The organism is Streptomyces phaeoluteigriseus, assembly GCF_001896135.2.
Classification (GTDB): domain Bacteria; phylum Actinomycetota; class Actinomycetes; order Streptomycetales; family Streptomycetaceae; genus Streptomyces; species Streptomyces phaeoluteigriseus.
Genome location: NZ_MPOH02000017.1, coordinates 1 through 20,865, shown reverse-complemented (window position 1 = coordinate 20,865; position 20,865 = coordinate 1). Strand labels below are relative to the sequence as shown.

Annotated in this window: 12 protein-coding genes and 2 pseudogenes; 2 read left to right on the top strand and 12 right to left on the bottom strand. The window is 71.9% G+C overall.

Going from position 1 to position 20,865, the window contains the following annotated elements; genetic code table 11:
• The first annotated feature begins 96 nt into the window (after nucleotides 1-96).
• Nucleotides 97-588: an NUDIX domain-containing protein gene (locus tag BM536_RS27500; RefSeq protein WP_094103654.1), complete on the top strand. Its 492-nt coding sequence runs from the start codon at nucleotides 97-99 to the stop codon at nucleotides 586-588.
• A 43-nt stretch (nucleotides 589-631) separates the two neighbouring features.
• Here the strand turns inward: BM536_RS27500 and BM536_RS27495 are convergent, their stop codons facing one another.
• The 5 genes from BM536_RS27495 to BM536_RS27475 form a co-directional block, all read right to left on the bottom strand.
• The gene (locus BM536_RS27495; protein ID WP_073496771.1) at nucleotides 632-832 is read right to left on the bottom strand and encodes a type II toxin-antitoxin system VapB family antitoxin; all 201 of its coding nucleotides are present in this window, start codon (nucleotides 830-832) and stop codon (nucleotides 632-634) included.
• 178 nt (nucleotides 833-1,010) lie between these two features.
• On the bottom strand, nucleotides 1,011-2,573 hold the full coding sequence (locus BM536_RS27490) for a carbohydrate-binding protein (protein ID WP_073496766.1): 1,563 nt from the start codon (nucleotides 2,571-2,573) through the stop codon (nucleotides 1,011-1,013).
• 232 nt (nucleotides 2,574-2,805) lie between these two features.
• A complete protein-coding gene (locus BM536_RS27485) occupies nucleotides 2,806-3,297 on the bottom strand; it encodes a methylated-DNA--[protein]-cysteine S-methyltransferase (RefSeq protein ID WP_073496764.1) in 492 nt (163 codons plus the stop codon).
• Between the two features lie 23 nt (nucleotides 3,298-3,320).
• Entirely contained in the window at nucleotides 3,321-4,889 is a 1,569-nt protein-coding gene (locus BM536_RS27480) for an AlkA N-terminal domain-containing protein (RefSeq protein WP_281258600.1), read from the bottom strand.
• 79 nt (nucleotides 4,890-4,968) lie between these two features.
• Nucleotides 4,969-7,107, bottom strand: a complete 2,139-nt coding sequence (locus BM536_RS27475; RefSeq protein WP_094103653.1) for a heavy metal translocating P-type ATPase — start codon at nucleotides 7,105-7,107, stop codon at nucleotides 4,969-4,971.
• A gap of 56 nt (nucleotides 7,108-7,163) precedes the next feature.
• On the opposite strand from BM536_RS27475, the gene BM536_RS27470 reads away from it, so the two are divergent.
• Nucleotides 7,164-7,520, top strand: a complete 357-nt coding sequence (locus tag BM536_RS27470) for an ArsR/SmtB family transcription factor (protein ID WP_073496762.1) — start codon at nucleotides 7,164-7,166, stop codon at nucleotides 7,518-7,520.
• 78 nt (nucleotides 7,521-7,598) lie between these two features.
• Here the strand turns inward: BM536_RS27470 and BM536_RS27465 are convergent, their stop codons facing one another.
• The 7 genes and pseudogenes from BM536_RS27465 to BM536_RS27440 all read right to left on the bottom strand — a co-directional run bounded on the left by BM536_RS27465 (nucleotide 7,599) and on the right by BM536_RS27440 (nucleotide 20,706).
• Nucleotides 7,599-8,051 (bottom strand): DUF7144 family membrane protein, encoded by a 453-nt coding sequence (locus BM536_RS27465; RefSeq protein WP_094103696.1) that lies wholly within the window; start codon nucleotides 8,049-8,051, stop codon nucleotides 7,599-7,601.
• 277 nt (nucleotides 8,052-8,328) lie between these two features.
• Nucleotides 8,329-9,741, bottom strand: coding sequence for a dihydrolipoyl dehydrogenase (gene lpdA, locus BM536_RS27460; protein ID WP_073496760.1), 1,413 nt, complete (start codon nucleotides 9,739-9,741; stop codon nucleotides 8,329-8,331).
• Nucleotides 9,742-9,896: 155 nt separating this feature from the next.
• Nucleotides 9,897-13,792: pseudogene (locus BM536_RS27455) on the bottom strand (glycoside hydrolase family 2 TIM barrel-domain containing protein).
• Between the two features lie 168 nt (nucleotides 13,793-13,960).
• Nucleotides 13,961-16,414 carry a molybdopterin dinucleotide binding domain-containing protein gene (locus BM536_RS44985; protein ID WP_425444692.1) on the bottom strand — a complete coding sequence of 818 codons (2,454 nt, stop codon included), beginning with the start codon at nucleotides 16,412-16,414 and terminating at the stop codon, nucleotides 13,961-13,963.
• The gene (locus tag BM536_RS44980) at nucleotides 16,348-18,189 is read right to left on the bottom strand and encodes a molybdopterin-dependent oxidoreductase (RefSeq protein WP_425444686.1); all 1,842 of its coding nucleotides are present in this window, start codon (nucleotides 18,187-18,189) and stop codon (nucleotides 16,348-16,350) included. The genes BM536_RS44985 and BM536_RS44980 overlap by 67 nt, the downstream gene beginning before the upstream one ends.
• Before the next feature lie 476 nt (nucleotides 18,190-18,665).
• On the bottom strand, nucleotides 18,666-19,175 hold the full coding sequence (locus BM536_RS27445) for an O-acetyl-ADP-ribose deacetylase (protein WP_073496758.1): 510 nt from the start codon (nucleotides 19,173-19,175) through the stop codon (nucleotides 18,666-18,668).
• A gap of 119 nt (nucleotides 19,176-19,294) precedes the next feature.
• A pseudogene (locus BM536_RS27440) lies at nucleotides 19,295-20,706 on the bottom strand (phytoene desaturase family protein).
• Between the last annotated feature and the right edge of the window lie 159 nt (nucleotides 20,707-20,865).

The window sequence follows — 20,865 nt, the reverse complement described above, 5'->3', positions numbered from 1 at the left end:
CGCTCCGGGCGCGGGACGGGCGCGGGACGGGCGCGGGACGGGGCGCGGGACGGGGCGCGGGACGGGCGCGGGACGGGCGCTGGATACGCTTCGGGGGTGACCACTGCTGACTTCGCCACGTACATCGCCTCGCTGCCCCGCATCCTGGCCGGCGCCGCCGCGCTCTTCCGCGACGAGCGGGGGCGGGTGCTGCTGGTCGAGCCCAACTACCGTGCCGGGTGGGCGCTTCCGGGCGGCACGATCGAGTCCGACGACGGCGAGACCCCACGCCAGGGCGCGCGCCGCGAGACGCTCGAGGAGATCGGCCTCGACCGCGAACTCGGCAGGCTGCTCGCCGTCGACTGGGCGCAGGGTCCGAACCGGCCGCCGCTGGTGGCGTACGTGTACGACGGCGGAGTCCTCGGCGAGGACGACCTCAAGTCGATCCGCCTGCAGGAGGAGGAGCTGCTGTCCTGGCGGCTGGTCCCGCGCGAGGAGATCACCGACCACCTCCTGGGCTCCCTCGGTCACCGGGTGCTGGCCGCGCTGGACGTCCTGGCGGACGGCTCGGGGACGGCGGAACTGGAGAACGGTCACCGGGTGGCGTGACCCGGGGGAAGCGTCTGCCGGCGGTTCGGTGGGGGTGCCCGGCTCACCCCTCCACGTCACGCGGTCTGACGTCCACCGTGCGCAGCGCCTCGTCGCGGGTCGCGGTCCGCGCCTCGGTGCGGTGACCACGCTCGATGTAGTCGCGCACCACGAGTTCGACGGCGTCCTGGGGGTTGCCCACACCGGTGAGCACCATGACCTCGACGACGAGATCGGCGTCGAGGGAGATGTTGACCTTGGCCATGCCGGGACGGTAGCACCGGCCGGGGTCACTGGACATGCGTTCGCCGATGACGCAGGCGGTTCGGGCACTGGCGCCGTCGTCCCGGGGACGCCCCGGCGGCCGCCGGGGGCCGTCGGGGCATCGAAGTGGGCCGTGGACGCGGCCTGGTCGTGCGGCCTGGTCGCCGGTGGGGCAGGCCCTAGCCTCCGAAGGTGACGACCAGGCGGCCGTCCGAGGCGAAGGACCAGCGCAGGGCTCCGGCGTAGGAGGAGCAGCGGGAGCCGTTCGTGCCGGACCAGAACTGGTTGGTGCTGTCGGCGCTGCCGATGATCCGGTCGTTGGTGCCGCTGCCGCTCCGGCAGGAGGTGTTGTTGCTGAACACCGAGGTGCCTGCGTCGAAGTTGAAGTTGCGCTGGGCGTTGTCGATGCTGATGTTGTCCGACACCTTCATCGAGCCGGGGTTGCTGTTGTAGGTGAAGCCGTGCTTGCCGTTGTGGTAGGCGATGCTGCGCCGGACGATGTGGTTGACCCCGATGTCCTCGCCGCCGAGCTTGTAACCGTTTCGGTCGCCGTTACCGGCCTGGGAGCCGTCGCTGAGGGTGCCGTTGTCGTAGGCGAGGGAGTCCTCGATGGTCACCGGGCCGATCGGGCCGGTGTCCGTCTTGGTGTAGAGGTCCCAGCCGTCGTCGATGTTGTGGTGGGACACGGCGTACCGGAAGACGTTTCCGGGACCGGTGGTGAGCTTGGCGGCGAAGCCGTCGGCGTCCTCACCGTCGGAGTCGGCGTTGTCGTGCGACTCCGCGCTCAGGACGAGGTTGTTCGACGGCCACTGGCTGCTGGGGGTGCTGGACAGCATCCGCGAGAGCTGGAGGCCGGTGTCGCGGTTGAAGCGCGTCACCGTGCGCTCGAAGATGTTGTTGCTGCCGCCGACGAAGATCCCGTTGTCCCCGGCGCGCTCGACGACGATTCCCTTGACGTGCCAGTACGACCCGTTGACGGCGAGGCCGCGGTTGGCGGGGTCCTCGGCCTGGGCCGAGAAGTTGAGGACGGGCGTCTCCCCGGGGTGGGCGAGGAGTTCGGTGCGGTCGGCCGCGGTGCCGCTGTTGCCCGCCGGGATGGTGACCGTCTGCGCGTGGGCGTACGTCCCGCCGCGCAGGTAGATCGTGCCGCCGGGGGTGATGCGGCTGATCGCGGAGGTGAGCGTGGTGGGCGCGGCCTGGGTGCCCGCCGCGCCGTCGGTGCCGTTCGGCGCCACGTAGAGAGCGGTCGCCGAGGGCGGCGGGGTGGTGGTGTCGCCCACTTCCGCGTCGAGACGGTCGATGTTGGGCAGTCCGGCGGCGGCGGTGGGGCTGATCCGGACGGTGTTGCCGCCCGGACTCACCGGCACCGACAGCGTCTTCGTCGACCAGGTGCCCCAGGCGCCGGTGCTCTCGAAGGAGACCGCGGTGGCCGACGCGCCGTTCACCGTGAGGGTCGCGGGGCGGGCGGCGGTGCTCCCGTTGGCGAAGCGGATGCTCAGGGTCGCCGTCCCGGCGGCGGAGGCGTTCACGGTGAACTGCGCGTAGGCGCCCACCGCGTTGGTGGCGTTGCAGAATCCGCTGCCGGAGTAGCCGGCCCAGTCGGAGTCGATGGTGCCGGTGCAGACCGCCGGGGAACTCTCGGCCTCGTAGCGGGTGGACGCGGCCTGCGCGGTGTTGCCGGACAACGCGACGAGTGTGCCGGCCAGCAGGCCGACGCACGCGATGACGGGTCTCCGTTGCATCGTTCTCTCTCCAGGTGGTTGCGGCTCGTCCGACGGGGGGTTCGTCGACCCCTTTTCTCTGCGGCGGGCCCGGTGCGACCATACGGCTGGTTCGACGACGTGAACATGGATGACGACCGGGTGGCGTGCGCAGATGACCAATGCGCTTGTTTCAGGAAGGTAAGCGCTTGCCATGGCCTCGTCAACGGTCGTGCATATGGTTGTTGTTCAGAAGCATGAACGTCTGCGAGCGCTAGAACAGCGCTGCCACACTCCGTCCGCTCTCGAAGTCCAGCAGCCGCCGCTTGCGCTCCAGGCCGCCGCCATAGCCGGTGAGGCCGCCGTTCGCGCCGACGACACGGTGGCAGGGGATGATGATGCCCACCGGGTTCCGGCCGTTGGCGAGACCCACGGCACGGGAGGCGGTCGGGCTGCCGAGGGCCTCGGCGAGTTCGCCGTAGGTGCGGGTCTCGCCGTAGGGGATCTGCCGCAGGGCCTCCCAGACCGTGCGCTGGAACGGCGTGCCGTGCAGACGGAGCGGGAGCGTGAACTCCTTCGACTCTCCCGCGAAATAGGCCTCCAGTTGTGCCTCGGTCTCCCCGAAGAGGACGGCGTCGCGGGGACCGAAGCTCTCCTCCGGTGGGCGGTGGCGCTGTTCGGTCATGTAGAGGCCGCACAGGACGCCGTCGTCGGCGACGAGTGTGAGAGGTCCGTACGGGCTGTCGATGACGGTGTGCCGCTTCATGGTGGGTCCGTTCGTGAACGTGCTCAGGCAGGCAGGAAGTTGATCGGGTGGCTGTCGGTCGCCCACAGGTACTGGACGGCGTACGCCCGCCAGGGGCGCCACGCCGCGGCACGGTCGGTGAGCGCCGCCGGAGTCGACGGCAGGCCCAACTCCCGTGCGGCGCGCCGAACTCCGAGGTCGGTGGGGAGGAAGGCATCGGGGTCGCCGAGGGCCCGCATCGCGATGACGTCGACCGTCCAGGGGCCGAAACCGGGTAGCGCCAGTAGCCGGGCGCGAGCCTGCGTCCAGTCGGACTCCACCCCCAAGCGCAGTCTGCCGTCGGCGAGTTGCTCGACCAGGGTGGTGAACGTCGTACGGCGGGTGCGCGGCATCGCCAGGGACTCGGGATCGACGGCGGCGAGCGCCTCGGGCGTCGGGAAGAGATGGGTGAGGCCGCCCTCCGGGTCGTCCACGGCGTCCCCGTGCGCGGCGACCAGACGGGCCGCGTGGGTACGGGCCGCCGCCGTGGACACCTGCTGCCCGAGAACCGCGCGCACCGCGAACTCAGCCTCGTCCACGGTGCGCGGGACGCGGCGGCCCGACGCCTTGTCGACCAGCGGGGCGAGCAGCGGGTCCGTGCGCAACTGGTCGTCGACGGCGACGGGATCGGCGTCCAGGTCGAGCATCCGCCGGCAACGGCTGATGGCGACGGTGAGATCCCGCAGGTCACTGAGGGTGAGCCGACAGGCGATGTGGTCGGGACGCGGGGCGAGCCCCACGATCCCGTGCCCGTACGGCAGCCGCAGCGTGCGCCGGTACGCCCCGTCCCGCCACTCCTCCACCCCCGGCACGGCGGTCGCCGCCAGGTGCCCGAAGAGGTTGTCGGGGTTGAGAGGAGCGCGGAACGGCAGGCGGAGGTGGAGGGTGGCGGGGGCGGGGGTGGCCGCGGGTGTCGCGGTGGTTCCGGGTGGCTGGGTGCGGGGCGTCGGGGTGCGTGGCGGCAGGGCGCGGAGTGCCGCCGCGGTGGCGTCGTTCCGCTTCGGGACGCGGGCGCGCAGCTCGGTCGGGGAAAGGGCGAAGACCTCTCGCACGGTGTCGTTGAACGTCCGGACGGAGGCGAAACCCGCCGCGAACGCCACGTCCGCCATGGACAGTTCGGTGGACTCGACGAGCAGCCGGGCGGTCTGGGCCCGCTGGGCTCGGGCCAACGCGAGCGGTCCCGCGCCCAGTTCGGCGAGGAGTTGACGCTCGACCTGGCGGGTGCTGTAGCCGAGGCGTCCGGCGAGGCCCGGCACCCCCTCACGGTCGACCACACCGTCGGCGATCAGCCGCATGGCGCGGGCGACGAGGTCGGCGCGCCGGTTCCACTCCGGCGAGCCGGGGCTGGTGTCGGGCCGGCAGCGTTTGCAGGCCCGGAAGCCGGCCTGCTGGCAGGCGGCGGCGCTCGCGTGGAAAACCATGTTCTCCGGTTTCGGCGCCACCACAGGACAGCTCGGCCGGCAGTAGATGCCGGTGGTCAGGACCGCTGTGAAGAACCATCCGTCGAACCGCGCGTCCTTGGATCGCACGGCACGCACACAGCGCTCCCGGTCGGTGTACATCCCGTTCAGCATGCCTCCAGCATCGGCCACCGACCCGTCCCGCGCTGGCGAGAATCCGACATCGTCCTCGCCTGTCCAGCGGCATCGCCGGTCACCCCTGCCAGGCGCGCTCCCGCAGCAGCCGCAGCCCGTTCAGCCCGACCAGCACGGTCGACCCCTCGTGACCGGCCACACCGAGCGGCAACGGGAGGTGGCCTACGAGGTCCCAGAGGACCAGGCCGGTGATGAACGTACCCGCGATCACCAGGTTCTGCAGCACCAGCCGACGCGCGGTCCGCGACAGCCGTACGACCGCCGGTACGGCCGTGAGGTCGTCGCGGACCACGACGGCGTCCGCCGCCTCCAGCGCCAGGTCGGAACCCGCCCGGCCCATCGCGAGACCCGAGTGCGCGGCGGCGAGCGCGGGCGCGTCGTTGACTCCGTCGCCGACGAACAGCACCTTGCGGCCGACGAGTTGGAGTTCCCGGACGGCGTTCACCTTGTCCTCGGGGAGCAGGTCCGCGCGGACGTCCGTGATGCCGGTGGCCTCCGCGACCCGGGCGGCGGCGTGCGCGTTGTCGCCGGTGAGCAGGACGGGGGTGGTGCCGGTCAGCCCGGCCAGGGCGGCGGTGGCGGCCGGGGCGGCGGGACGGAGGCGGTCGGTGAGGGTGAGGGTGCCGACGGGGGTGGAGTCGCGGGTGACGAGGACGGTGGTGCCGGCCGAGGGGTGGGAGTGGGGACGGAGGTGGGGGCTGGGGGCTACTGGATTGCGCATACCGTCGGCGGGCGACGGGCGGTCGCCCGCATCCTGCATACCGTCGTCGGCGACCGGACAGTCGACCCCGTTTCGCATACCGTCGTCGGCGGCCGACGGACGGTCGACCCCATTCCGCGTACCGTCGACCTCGTGCATACGGTCGTCGAGATCCCGCACACCGTCGACCCGACGCATACGGTCGGCAGGATCCCCCATCCTGCCCACCTCCACCGCACGTCCCTCGACCACCGCGCGGACTCCCCGCCCCGGCGTCGCCACGAACCCCTGCGCCGTGGCGATGCGCAGCCCGCGGGCCCGTGCCGCCCCCACGACCGCTCGCGCCAGCGGATGTTCGCTGGGCAGCTCGGCGGCCGCCGCCAGGGCGAGGAGGGCGTCCGCGTCGAGGCCGGAGCCCGGCAGCGGGCTGACGTCGGTGACCTCGGGGGTGCCCTCGGTCAGGGTGCCCGTCTTGTCGAGGGCCACGGTGTCGATCTCGCCGAGGCGTTCCATGGCGACGGCCGACCTGACCAGGACACCGTGCCGGCCGGCGGTGGCGATGGCGGACAGGAGCGGCGGCATGGTGGCGAGGACGACCGCGCACGGGGACGCGACGATCATGAAGGTCATCGCGCGGAGCAGGGCGTCCGGGAGGTCCTCGCCGAAGGCGAGCGGCACGGCGAAGACGGCGAGGGTCGCGGCCACGATCCCGACGGCGTAGCGCTGTTCGATCTTCTCGATGAACAGCTGGGTCGGCGCCTTGGTGCGGGACGCCTCCTCGACGAGGGTGACGATGCGGGCGATGACGGAGTCGGCGGGGTCGCGTTCGACGCGGACACGGAGGGCCCCGGTTCCGTTGAGCGTGCCGGCGAAGACGTCGTCGCCGGGGCGCTTGAGGACAGGGAGGGGTTCGCCGGTGATGGTCGCCTGGTCGGCCTCACTGACACCGTCGACGACGCGGCCGTCGGCGCCGATACGTTCGCCCGGCCGGACCAGCAGCAGGTCGCCGACGCCGAGTTCGGCGGCCGGGACCGTTTCCTCGCCGTGGTCGGTGAGTCGGGTCGCGGTGTGGGGGGCGAGGTCGAGGAGGCCGCGGACGGAGTCGGCGGTGCGGGCGGTGGCCAGCGCTTCCAGGGCGCCGGAGGTGGCGAAGATGACGATCAGCAGGGCGCCGTCGAGGACCTGGCCGATCGCGGCCGCGCCGAGCGCGGCGACGATCATCAGCAGGTCGACGTCGAGGGTCTTCTCGCGCAGCGCCCGCAGTCCTTCGCGTGCCGGTTCCCAGCCGCCGGCCGCATAGGCGACCGCATACAGGATCCCGTACATCCACGACGGTGCGCCGCCGACGTCGCACCCGAGGCCGGCCAGGAAGGAGACGGTCGCCACGAGGGCCCAGCGGGCCTCGGGAAGGGCGAGGAGACGGGTGCGGCGGCGGGGTGGCGTCGAGCCCGCGGTGGTGGAGGGGGGGACGAGGATGATGGACACCCGCCTCACCATACAGGAATACATGAAGACTCGTTCATTCATTCATGCCCGCTGAGTAGGATGCCCCCATGGGTCATGGAGCCGTCACCACCACAGCCACCGAACGCGTGCGTCTGGACGCGGACAACGTGGCCAAGGTGGCCACCACCCTCCAGGCCCTTTCCACCCCCTCCCGGCTGCTGATCCTCGCCCGTCTGCGCGAAGGACCGCTGCCGGCGACGGAGTTGGCCGCCGCGGTCGGTATGGAGCAGTCCGCGTGCTCCCACCAACTGCGGTTGCTGCGCAACCTGGGCCTGGTGGTCGGCGAGCGGCGCGGCCGTTCGGTCGTGTACGCACTGCACGACCACCACGTCGCCGAACTCCTCGACCAGGCCGTCTACCACGTGGAGCATCTGCGGCTCGGCGTCAGTGACACCACTGAGTGACGGGGGAACCGCCTCGCCCGGGCAGACGTGGCCGCCGTACGCGGGCCGCTTTCCCCACCGCTTCCGTCACCCGCGGCATCACCACGAAGTGGAGCCCGGGTCGGCGCCACCCCTCCCCCGGCGCCCGGCCCTCGGCTGCCACGATGTCAGGGCCCGGATGACGAGTACGTCGATCGCCATCACCACCACCGACCACACCGGCTCGTACGGCAGGAACAGGAACTGGGCGACGAGGCTGAGCGAGGCGAGGAAGATGCCCGGAAAACGGGCCGGGGCCGCGCCCCTGAGGAGAGCCGCGCCGGTGACGGCGACCAGGGCGCCCAGGACGAGGTGGAGCCGGCCCCAGCCGGTGAGGCTCAGCCCGTAGCCGTACGAGCCGACACGGGCGTAGATGTCGTCCTCCGCGATCGCCGCGATGCCCTGGAGAAGGGCGAGGAATCCGCCGCACAGCATCAGGGTGCCGGCGAAGGCGACACCACCGGTGATCCGGGCGCCGGACGGGGTCGGCGTGCGCGGTCCGCCGGGCGGCACCGACCAGGCGGTGCCGATCTCCCCCTGCGGGTCGCACCGGTGGCCCCGGTCCGCGGTGCGTCCGTGCGGTGACCGTTCACGCCCGTCACCCTCGGCGTCCGACCCGCCCGGACCGCCGGGACCGCCCGAGCCGCCCGAGCCGCCCGTGGGGGCACCACCCTCCGCCATGGGCTCTCCCTCGTCCGTCGGCGGGTCCGCCGGGTGTCAGGACATCCCGCCCGCACGGCGAGGGCGAGCGCGGCGGGTCCGTCCGGGTGAACGGTCCCGCCGCGGCGTCTCACATGTTGATCATGTGTCCGGCCAGGCCGTGCACGGCCTCCTTGACGGCCTCGCTCAGCGTCGGGTGGGCGTGGACGTTGCGGGCGACCTCGTGGACGGTGAGGTCCCACTGCTGGGCCAGCGTCAGCTCGGGCAGCAGCTCGGTGACGTCGGGGCCGATGAGGTGGCCGCCGAGCAGCTCGCCGTACTTGGCGTCACTGATCAGCTTCACGAAGCCGGTGGTGTCGCCGAGACCGTGCGACTTGCCGTTGGCGGTGAAGGGGAACTTGGCGACCTTGACGTCATGCCCGAGGTCGCGGGCCTGGGCCTCGGTGTAGCCGAAGCTGGCGATCTGGGGCTGGCAGAAGGTGGCGCGCGGAATCATCGCGTAATCGAGTTCCATGGTTTCCGCGTCGGCGAGGGTCTCGGCGGCGATGACGCCCATCGCCTCGGCGGCGTGCGCGAGCATCAGCTTGGCGGTGACGTCGCCGATGGCGTAGATGTGCGGGACGGAGGTGCGGCAGTGGCCGTCCACGTCGATGGCGCCGCGCTCGGTGACCGTCACTCCGGTGTTCTCCAGGCCGTAACCCGTGACGTTCGGCGCGAAGCCGATGGCCTGGAGGACCTTGTCGGCCTCCAGGACCTGCTGGGAGCCGTCCTTTCCGGTGACGGTGACCTGGACCTGCAGGCCGGACTCGTCGATCGCCTCGACCCGGGTGGAGGTGAGCACGTCGATGCCCAGCCGGCGGTACTGCTTGGCCAGTTCGGCGGAGACCTCGGCGTCCTCCAGCGGCGCCATCCGGTCCAGGAACTCCACGATCGTGACCTTCACGCCGTAGTGGTGCAGGACGTAGGCGAACTCGATGCCGATCGCGCCGGCCCCCGCGATGACGATCGACTGCGGCAGGTCCTCGGCGAGGATCTGCTCCTCGTACGTCACCACGCGTGCGCTGCGCTTGGTGCCGGGCAGCAGCCTGGGCGTGGCGCCGGTGGCGATGATGCAGTGGTCGAACCCGATGGTGCGGGTCTCCCCGTCGTAACCGGTCACCCGGAGGTTGTGCGCATCGAGGAACGTGCCGCGGCCGTCGTACTCGGTGATCTTGTTCTTCTTCATCAGGAAGTGGACGCCCTTGACGCGACCGTCGGCGACCTTGCGGCTGCGGCGGTAGGCCGCGCCGTAGTCGAAGGAGACCTCTCCGTCGACCTTGATCCCGAACGTCTTCGCCTCACGGGTGAAGATGTGCGCGAGTTCGGCGTTGCGCAGGAGCGCCTTGGTCGGGATGCAGCCCACGTTCAGGCAGACGCCGCCCCAGTACTTCTCCTCCACGACGGCGACGCGTTTTCCCAGCTGGGCGGCGCGCACCGCGGCGACGTAGCCACCGGGCCCGGCGCCGAGTACGACGACATCGAAGCGCTCGTCCTGCTCCACCATGGGACGTTCCTCTTCCTCGGTTGGCGTTACCCGTTCCGTGGTGGATTGTTCCGCTCCACCGCGCCCACCGCCACAGAGATCATCACGGTGTGTCCGAGATCGCCATGGGGAGGGACCCGTCGGCGGCGGCTCCGGCGGGCCCCTCCCGGATACGGCTACTCCGTCGCCGTCGGCCTTCGCGAGGCCGCCGTCGCCCGCGTGACCCGCTTCAGCGGACGCAGCCGGTAGCTGTAGGCGTAGTCCCGGTCGGCGAACAGCTTGTACTCGTCGTGGGTGTGCGCGCCCCAGCTGTTGTCCCCGCCGACGCCCATCTGCCGGTGGTTCAGCCGCAGTACGACCTCGGGGCGGGGGGTGAGCTGGTAGTCGTGGCGGGCGCCGACCGACAGGTCCTCGGGTGTGAAGTGGGAGGCGTTGACCTCCAGCAGGGGTTCGCCGGTGGCGAGCAGGCCGACGCCGTCGCGGTCGGTGAGGGCGACCCAGCGCACGTCGGTCCTGTTGCCGTTCTCCTGCGGGCGGATATACGGGGTCCACTGCCCGGTGACCGTCCCCGAGTGCAGGCCCACGTCGGTGCCGTTGTTGCGGTCCCAGTGGTTCTCCTCGGGCCCGCGCCCGTAGTAGTGCACGTGCTCCAGGCGGGCCGGCAGAAACAGGATGCTCCCGACCTCCGGGAGGTACGGCAGGTTCGCGGCGCCCGGGTGCAGGGTGTGGTCGACCTTGATCTCGGCGTTTCCGAAGACGGTGTAGGTGGTGGAGTACGTCGACGGTGTCGTGGTGGGCAGTGTGCCGGTGACCTTGATCTCGACGGCCCGGTCGCGCAGGGCCCGCACGCTCACACCGGTGACCGTGCGGAGGGTGCCCGCGTCTCGCCAGGTCTGGTTGCGGGTGTGCTGGCCGTTTCCGTGGTCGTTGTCGGTGGGCGCCCGCCAGAAGTTGGGTGTGGGGCCGGAGGTGACGAGACGGGTGCCGTCGGCCACGTAGGAGGTGATGACGCCGGCGCGTTTGTCCACGGTGACGGAGAAGTCCCGGCCGGTGACGGTGACCTTCGTGTCGCCGTCCTCGTGGGTGAGGGCGGGAACGTCCGCGAGCGGCACGGGGGTCACGGCCGGGCTGCCCGCGTCGATCGGGAGCTGCTGCCGCGCCACCTCGAAGCCCGCCCTGGCCCAGGGGGTGGACTCCTTGAGGGTGAAGGACAGTTCGAGGAAGTACTCGCTGCCGGGTGCCGGGGCGGTGGGCGGCCTCAGGGGGACGGTGATGTCCTTGCGGGACAGCGGCGGGACGTCGAGCTGGCCGCGGGTCAGCCTGCCCCTCTGGACGACCTTCCCGTCGGCGACGAGCGACCAACCGCAGGAGAACTCGCGGAGGTTGGTGAAGAGGTACTCGTTGGTCAGCGTGACCGCGCCGGGTGTGCCGCCGGACGCCGGTGCGGCGTTGACGGCCTGGTAGACGCGCTTGACCTCGGCGGCCTTGCCGGTGTGGCCGCGGTCCGCGGTGAGGAGGCCGTCGGCGACGAAGTTGCCGTCGTTGGGGAGGTCGCCCCAGTCGCCTCCGTAGGCGAGGAAGGTCTTCTCCGGCGGCTGCTTCTCGTCGACGCCGACGGTCGCCGCGTCGAACCAGAACCGCACGCCGTCGTCACCGGGACCACGGCCGTCGTCGGCGAGTTCGGCCGCGGTCAGCGCGCGGGCGTAGACGCGGGCGCGGCGGATGCTGCCGCTGAACTCGCGGGTGTGGTTGTCGGTGTCGTTTCCGAGCGCGAGGGGTGCGGTGTTGTTGCCCGGGCGGCGGGTCGTGGTGCGGGTGGCCCGCTGCACGCCGTCGACGTACAGGGTGAGGGAGCCGGCGTCCGCGTCGAAGACACCGGCGATGTGGTGTTCGCGCCCGGTCCAGTCCTCGGGGACGGTCCAGGTGGTGGTGATCCACTGGCCGCCGCCGTGGATGAAGAACTCCAGCGTCCGGTCGTGCTGTTTCAGGGCGTACTGGGTGTCGCCCTTGGCGATGATCGGCTGGTGGTATCCGGTGTGGCGGGGGGTCACCCAGGCTTCCAGGGTGAGGGAACCGGTGAGGTCCAGGCGGGGGTCGCGGGCGAAGACGGTGGCGCCGGAGACACCCTGGTCGCGGTCGAAGGTGCCGCTGGACGCCATGAGTTCACCCCGCAGCCGGGCGGGGCCGGTCTCGGTGAACAACGTGCGCGCGGGAGTGGGCCAGGTGAGGGACTGGTCGACGAAGTCCCAGATCCAGCCGCCCTGGAGGACGTCGTAGCGGCGGACGAGGTCCCAGTACTTCTTGAAGTTGCCGGTGGAGTTCCCCATCGCGTGGCTGTACTCGATCATGACGTACGGCCGGGTGTCGGCGGTGTCCTTCGCCCGCTGCTCGACCCGCTGGGGACTGTCGTACATCTCGGAGCGGATGTCGCTGATGCCGGGCCGGTCGTCGCCCTCGTACTGGATGACGCGGGTGGGGTCGTAGGAGCGGATCCAGTCGTACATGGCGGTGAAGGTGCTGCCGCCGCCGGCCTCGTTGCCGAGGGACCAGATCACGACCGAGGCGTGGTTCTTGTCCCGGTGGACCATGTTCTCGGCGCGGGCCACGCAGGCGGCCGTCCAGTCGGGGTGGTCACCGGGGTACTCGGAACGGATGCCGTGTGTCTCCAGGTTGGTCTCGTCGACGAGGTAGAGGCCGTACTCGTCGGCGAGTTCGTACCACTGCGTGTTGTTCGGGTAGTGCGAGGTGCGGACGGAGTTCATGTTCAGCGCTTGATGATCTCGATGTCCTCGATCATGTCGGCGCGGGTGAGGGCGGTGCCGCGGGCGGGGTGCATCTCGTGCCGGTTGGTGCCGCGGAAGGAGACCGGGCGGCCGTTGATACGCATGAGCCCGTCCTTGAGAGCGAACTCGCGCAGGCCGACCCGGTGGGAAAGGGTTTCGATCACCTTTCCGGCGGGGTCGCGCAATTGCAGGACGGCGGTGTACAGGTAGGGGTCCTCGGCGGACCAGAGGCGGGGCGAGGGCACGGACCTCGCGGCCCGTACGGACACCTCTCCGCCGGAGGCGAGGTCGACGCTCTGCCGGAGCGGCCGGGGCCAGACGGGGTGACCGCCGGCGTCGTACAGAAGGGTGTCGACGGTATACCGCCCACCGGATCCGCCCGCGTAGTCCCGCACGCTCGCCGTCACCGCCAGCTCCGCGGTGGTGTGGTCGGCACCGAGCGGGGTGTCGAGCTTGAAGTCGCGCAGGTGGACGGCCGGGGTGGAGAACAGGTGGACCGAACGGAAGATGCCGCTCAGCCGGATCATGTCCTGGTCCTCCAGCCAGTCGCCGTCGGAGTAGCGGTAGACCTCGACGGCGATCTGGTTGGTGCCGGGCTTCAGATGCTCGGTGATGTCGTACTCGGCGGGGGTGAAGGAGTCCTCGTGGTAGCCCACGAGACGACCGTTGATCCACACGTAGTGCGCCGACTTGACGCCCTCGAAGTGCAGGAACGTCCGTCGGCCCGCCCAGCTCCCCGGCACGGTGAAGGTACGCCGGTACTGGCCGACGGGGTTGTAGCGGGTGGGCGCGGCGGGCGGCTGCGGGTCCTCGCCGTGACCGTTGGGACCCCAGTACGGGTAGGTGATGTTGAGGTAGATCGGGCGGTCGTACCCGTGCATCTGCCAGACCGACGGCACCGGGAGGGTGTCCCAGGCACTGTCGTCGAGGTCGGTGCGGTGGAAGTCGGCATCGCGGTCGTCGGGGCGGTCGGCGTGCGCGAACTTCCAGGTCCCGTCCAGGCTGAGCCGGTACGGGGAGCGGGTGCGGTCGGCGGCGAGGGCCTGGGCGAGGGTCGCGTACGGCATGAGGGTGGCGTGGGGTGGTTCGGTGCCGAGCCGGAAGACGTCGAGGTGACCGTTCCATTCCGGGGTCGTCTCCGCGGCGGCGGCGCGGCGGCCGGTGGCGGGGGCGGAGAGGGCGAGCGCGCCGACCACGGCGGCCGAACCTTCGAGGAGACGACGACGGCTGACGACCACCCGCTGGGGGCGGTCCGGCCGGTCCATGGACGACACGTGCGGGTGCGACATGACCATGACCTTCCTCGGGGCGAACCGTGCGGCTGCACGGGACAGAGGGTGCGTCAGATCTTGTCCGTTACTGTTGGGAAACCGAACAGGGGCGCGCCGATATTGGCCTAATATCAACTCAACTCGGCGCAACGCGACTTGACCGGGATCACCGTGGGTGACCGTCTGTCAGTAGACATCCCGCACATAACGTTTGTCGGCGGCCAACTGCTTGACGTACGCCGCCGCCTCCGTCTCCCCCAGACCGCCGTGGACGACGGCGATGTCCCGCAGGGCCTGGTCGACGTCCCTGGCCATGCGGGAGGCATCCCCGCAGACGTAGAAGTGGGCGCCGTCCCGCAGCCAGGACCACAGCTGGGAACCGTGCTCGCGCATCCTGTCCTGCACATAGACCTTGGCGCGCTGGTCGCGGGAGAAGGCGGTGTCCAGGCGTTCCAGGCTGCCGTCCGCGAGCAGGGCGGTCAGTTCCTCCTCGTAGTAGAAATCGGTTGCCCGCCGCTGCTCGCCGAAGAACAGCCAGTTCGGGGCCCGGTGACCGCGCGCCCGGCGCTCCTCCAGGAAGCCGACGAAGGGTGCGATCCCGGTGCCGGGCCCCACCATCACCATCGGGGTCGCCGGATCGGCGGGCGGCCGGAAGTGCGGTGAGCGCTGCACGTGCACCGGTACCTCGGTGCCCGGCCCGGCGTCGGCGAGGAAGGGCGAACAGACACCCTGCCGGGGACGGCCGGCCAGGTTCTCGTAACGCACCACGGAAACGGTGAGCGAAACGAGGTGGGGGTCGGTGAGCGGACTCGACGATATGGAGTACAGCCGCGGCTGGAGCCGTCCCAGCACCTCGGCCCACTCCTGCGCCCCGGCCCGCACCCCGAACTCGGCGGCCACGTCCACGGCCTGCCGCCCCCAGGACCATTTCGCCAGCTCCCCCTTGTTGTCCGGGCGCAGCAGCTTGCGCAGTTCGCGCGGGTCGCGGCTGCGGTCGGCGGTGAAACGCAGCAGAGCGGGGGTGATGCGGGTGATGTCGAGGTGGCGCAGCAGTGCCTCGCCGAGGCCGACCTCGCCGACACCGTTCAGCCGCACCCGCGCATCCGCGGCGAGACCGGTCAGCGCCAGCCATTCCGCGACCAGCTCCGGCGAGTTGAGGGGGCGTACACCGAGAGCGTCACCGGCCTCGTAGACGAACGGGGTCTCGCTGTCGCGGGTGTCGAAGGTGAAACGGCGTACCTCCTTGCCCGAGCCCGCCCGACTCAGCAACCGGTTGCCGACCAGGCGGGCGGTCACGGCGGCGGGACGGCCGGACCGTCGCGGGGCTGCGGCGGCGGGCGGCGAGGGCCTGGCCGGTGCGGCGGGCACGGCGAGCGCGAGCGGCACGGCCGCCGACACCGGTCGTAGCGTCTCCTGGGGTCCCGCCGCTCCCCCGCCCGCCCCGGGCTCCGCCTCCGTGAGCGCCACGAGCACCTGGTCCAGCCAGGCGTCCGCCTGCGGCTCGTAGTCCGGTTCGCAGTCCGTGCGCGGCGCCAGCCGTACGGCGCCCAGCTCGTCCATGCGGTGGTCGAGCCGGCGTCCGTGTCCGCAGAAGTCGTCGTAGGAGGAGTCGCCGAGGGCGAGCACGGCGTAGCGGCGGCCGGTGAGGCGTCCGGCGTCCAGGCCGGCCAGGCCGTCCCAGAAGCCGGTGCCGTTGTCGGGGGCGTCGCCGTCGCCGAAGGTGCTGGTGATCAGCAGGAGATCGGCGTCGGAGGGCAGCGCGGCGGGGTCGGCCTCGTCCATGGCGACGAGGGAGGCGGTGTGGCCGCCCGCGGCGATCCGGTCGGCGGTGGCGGCGGCGACCTCCTCGGCGTTGCCGGTCTGCGAGGCCCACAGGACCACCACCCGGCGTCCCGCGGGCCGCCGCGGCGCGCCGTCGGCGCGGATGGCGGCACCCGTGCCCGCCTCGGTGCGGGAGTACATCCCGGCGAGGGTGCCGTTGACCCAGAGGGCGTGGTCGGGGCTGAAGGGCGCGTCCGGCGGCAGTACCGGCACGCCGGGAGCGCCGGCGGGGATCCCGGCGAGGAAGCCGACCAGATACCGGCGTTCCCGCTCGCTCAGGACGGGCGGCGGTGCGGGTTCCAGGCCGAACACGGCGGCGGCGGAGGCAGCGGGACGGGAAACGGAGAGGGCGCAGGCCGCGGCGGCGGGACGGACCGCGGTCGGTTCGACGGCCGGTGTCCGCGCCGGGGAGGTGCCGGGTGCCTGCACGCTCACCGGCGTCGACACCTTGCTCAGCGACACCGCGCACACCTTCAGCTCCGGCTGGAAGGACAGCGGGTCGACGGCGTCACTGGTCACGGCGTTGACGCTGAGGTACTCGCCGAACAGGTCGTTCCAGTGGAAGGGCGCGAAGCAGGAGCCGGGCAGGACCCGGTCGGTGACGACGGCGGGCAGCACGGCCCGGCCACGCCGCGAGGCGACCTCCACCGAGTCGCCGTCGGCGATGCCGAGCCCGGCCGCGTCCTCGGGGTGCACCTCGACGAAGGGGCCCGGATCGAGCTTGTTGAGCTTGGCCACCTTCGCCGTCTTGGTCAGGGTGTGCCACTGGTGCTGGAGGCGGCCGGTGTTGAGGACGAACGGGTAGTCGTCGTCCGGCATCTCGGCGGGCGGGACGTGCGGACGGGCGTGGAAGACGGCACGGCCGCTCGGGGTGGGGAAGGTGAGCGAGCCGTCCTCGTCGACGTACCGGACGGGGTTGCGGTCGGGCCGTCGGTGGTGGCGGCCGGCCATTGCACGGGGGTGGCGCGCAGCCGCTCGTAGGTCACTCCGCGCAGGTCGTAGCCGGTCTGCGGGTTGTGGAAGCGCTTGATCTCCTCGAAGATCTGCTCGGCGCTGTCGTACGAGAAGGCGTTCTCGTAACCCATCGCGCGGGCGACGGCCGCGATCAGCCGCCAGTCGGCCGTGGCCTCGCCGGGCGGGTCGGCGGCGGGCCGGGCGAGGGTGAGGTTGCGTTCGCTGTTGACGAGGACGCCCTCGGACTCGGTCCACAGCGCGGCGGGCAGGACGACGTCGGCGTAGGCGTTCGTCTCGGTTTCCGAGAAGACGTCCTGCGCGACGACGAACTCGGCGGCCTCCAGTCCCTCGATGACCGTGCGGCGGTTGGCGACGGAGGCGACGGGGTTGGTGCAGATGATCCAGCAGGCCTTGATGTCGCCGTCGGCCATCTTCTGGAACATGTCGACGGTGCCCTTGCCGACGCCGTCGGCGCGGATCGTGCCGGGTTCCAGCCCCCACTGGTCCTCGACGAAGGCCCGGTCGGCGTCGACCAGCACGGACCGCTGTCCGGGCAGGCCGGGACCCATGTATCCCATCTCACGGCCGCCCATGGCGTTGGGCTGGCCGGTGAGGGAGAAGGGACCGCTGCCGGGGCGGCAGATCTTGCCGGTGGCGAGGTGGAGGTTGACCAGCGCGTTGGTGTTCCAGGTGCCGTGCGTGGACTGGTTGAGGCCCATCGTCCAGCAGCTGGTCCACTCCCCCGCCTCGCCGATCAGCCGGGCCGCCTCGCGCAGGTCGGCCTCGGGGATGCCGGTGATGTCGGAGACGGTTGCCGGCGGGTAGCCCGCCAGGAACTCCGGCATCGCCTCCCAGCCCTCGGTGTACGCGGCCACGAAGGCGGGGTCGGTGTGCCCGTTCTCGTGCAGGAGGTGGAGGAGGCCGTTGAGCAGGGCGAGGTCGGTGCCCGGCCTGATCTGGAGGAACAGGTCGGCCTTGGCGGCGGTGGCGGTGCGGCGCGGGTCGACGACGATCAGCCTGGCGCCCGCCTTGACCCGGTCCATCATCCGCAGGAAGAGGATCGGGTGGCAGTCGGCCATGTTGGAACCGATGACGAGGAAGACGTCCGCCCGGTCGAGGTCCTCGTACGAGCCCGGCGGGCCGTCCGCGCCCAGGGACAGCTTGTAACCGGTTCCCGCGCTGGCCATGCACAGCCGCGAGTTGGATTCGATCTGGTTGCTGCGCAGGTGCCCCTTGACCAGCTTGTTCGCGAGGTACTGCGCCTCGAGGCTCAGCTGGCCGGAGACGTAGAGGGCGACCGCGTCGGGGCCGTGCTCGTCGACGATCGCCCGCAGCCGGCGGGCGGTCTCGGCGACGGCCGCGTCGACCGGTGTCGGCTCCGGTTCCTCGCCGCGGTCCGGGCGGACCAGGGCGGTGGTGAGCCGGCCGGGTGCGGTGAGCAGGTCGGCGGTGGTCGCGCCCTTGGTGCACAGCCGGCCGAGGTTCGCCGGGTGCTCCTTGTCGCCGGACGCCTTCAGGACCGTACGGCGTCCGTCGGGGCCGCGGCCGACGTCGAGGACCAGGCCGCAGCCGACACCACAGTACGAGCAGACCGTGCGCACCTTCGCCGTGCTGTCGGTCCGCGGGTCCGGCAGGGCCACGGGCGCCCCCTTCTTTCTGACGATCGGCCTGGTGAGAGCCGCTGCGAGCCTTCTGCGACGGTACGAACCGTGCATTACGCAGGTGTCTCCCGGACCGGCCGCCGGGGGTTAATCCCGGCGCACAGCGGTCGCTGGGGGGATGTGAGCCGGTGGCTCTGCGGCGGCCTGTACGTGGCCCCGCCGGGGCACCGGACGCGGTCCGTGACCCGGGGGCTCCCCGCCGGGGCACCGGACGCGGTCCGTGACGGCCTGAGCCGCGTCGGGGGCGTCCTGCCGAGTCACCGCCAGCGTACGCGCCACGGCGCGCGGAGCGGGACGGGCCTGATCGATCACGGCCCGCCACGCGCGCGGAGCGCGAGACCGCCGCGGCGGGCGAGGTCCCCGGCACCGACCTCGCGGGGGTGTCGTCGGCGGTGGTGGGTGTGTCGGAGGGGGTCCGGTTTCCCGGAAACGGCACGAGGGTCGGCCGTCCCCCGTCAGAGCGGTCGCGCGGCGAACGCCGTGTACGCCTGCTCGTCGAAGAGCACGAACCTGATCTCATCGACCGCCGTCGGCGTCGCCCGTACGGTCTCCACGGCGATCCGGGCGGCGTCGTCCATGGGCCAGCCGTAGATGCCGGCGGACACCGCGGGGAAGGCGACCGTGCGGGCGCCCAGCTCGTCGGCGACGCGCAGCGACTCGCGGTAGCAGGAGGCCAGCAGCTCCGAGCGGTCCTCCTCGGTGCTGTGGCGGGGGCCGACGGTGTGGATCACCCAGCGCGCGGGAAGCCGGCCGGCGGTGGTGGCGACCGCCTGGCCGGTGCGCAGGCCCTTGCCGTAGTGCGAGGCGCGCAGCTTGCGGCACTCCTCGAGGATGGCGGGTCCGCCGCGGCGGTGGATGGCCCCGTCGACCCCGCCGCCGCCCAGCAGTGAGGAGTTGGCGGCGTTGACGACGGCGTCCACGGACTGCGCGGTGATGTCGCCCCGCACGAAGGTGATGGCGGTCAAGACGGTTGCCCTTTCTCAGCGAACCCGGGTTCTGTGGCCCTGGGGATATGTGGCCCCGTGGCCCGCGACCCCGGGATCCCGCGACCCCGGGATCCCGTGGCCACGGGCCACGGCTACGGCTACGGCTGCTGCCGCAGCTTCCGCCAGACCGCCTTGGCCGCGTTGTGGCCCGACATGCCGTGGACGCCGGGGCCGGGTGGGGTGGCCGAGGAGCAGATGAAGACGGCCGGGTGCGGGGTGGAGTACGGGAACAGGGAGAGCCTGGGTCGCAGCAGGAGCTGGAGGCCGGAGGCCGCGCCGGTGCCGATGTCGCCGCCGACGTAGTTGGCGTTGCGGGCGGCGAGTTCGGCGGGGCCGGCGATGGCACGGGCCAGGACGCGGTCGCGGAACCCCGGTGCGAAGCGCTCCAGCTGGCGTTCCATGGTGTCGGTGAGGTCGCCGTCCAGCCGTTGGGCACATGGGCGTACGCCCAGAAGACGTGCTTGCCGGCCGGGGCCCGGGTGGGGTCGACGACACCGGGCTGGACCGTGATCATGAACGGCCTCTCCGGCGCGCGGCCCTCCCTGGAGGCGGCGCGCAGGGCGGCGCCGATCTCCGCGCTGTCGGCGCCGACCTGGACCGTGGTGGCGCGACGGGCCTCCTCGGCGGTCCAGGGGACGGGGCCGTCGAGCGCGTAGTCGATCTTGTAGACGCCGGCGCCGTACCTGTAGTGCTCGTAGAAGCGGCCGAGGCCCGCGATGCGGGCGAGGGCGGTGGGCGAGGTGTCGAAGACGTAGGCGCGGGCCGGGGGCAGGTCGTCGAGGCGCTTGACCTCGTAGTCGGTGTGGATGGTGCCGCCGAGGTCCTTCAGATAGGCGGCCAGGGCGTCCGAGATGGCCTGGGAGCCGCCGCGGGCGACCGGCCAGCCGCGCGCGTGCCCGGCGAGCGCGAAGACCAGGCCGACCGCCCCGGTGGCGAAGCCGCCGAGGGGGGCCATGACGTGCGCGACGAGTCCGGCGAAGAGGGTCTTGGCCTTCTCGTCGCGGAAGCGGCGGGTCAGCCAGGTGGACGGGGGCAGGCCGGCCAGGCCGAACCGGGCGAGGGTGACCGGGTCGCGGGGCAGCGCCGTCAGCGGCAGGGACATGAAGTCCCGGGCCAGCACGTCCCACTTGGGCAGGAACGGTTCGACGAGCCTGCGGTACGCGCCCGCGTCACGAGGGCCGAAGGAGGCGGCCGTCTCGGCGACCGAACGGGACAGCACGGCCGCGCTGCCGTCGGGGAAGGGGTGGGCCATGGCCAGCTCGGAGTGCAGCCATTCGAGGCCGTACCGCTCGAGGGGCAGGGCGCGGAAGGCGGGTGAGTTGATGCCCAGGGGGTGCGCGGCGGAGCACGGGTCGTGGCGGAAGCCGGGGAGGGTGAGTTCCTCGGTGCGGGCGCCCCCGCCCACCGTGTCCCTGGCCTCGAAGAGGGCCACGGAGAAGCCACGGCGGGCCAGCTCCACGGCGGCGGTCAGGCCGTTCGGCCCCGCTCCCACCACGACGACATCGAGCATCGACGACACCTGGACCCCTTCGTCAGCCGGCGGCCTCCGGTCTCAGGATATGCCGGGGGTACGACAGCGTCGGCGGCGCGGTGGGACGCGGGCGTGGGACGTGCCCGTGGAGCATGGGGGCGGGGCATGCGCGTGGAGCATGGGGCGGGCATGCGCGAC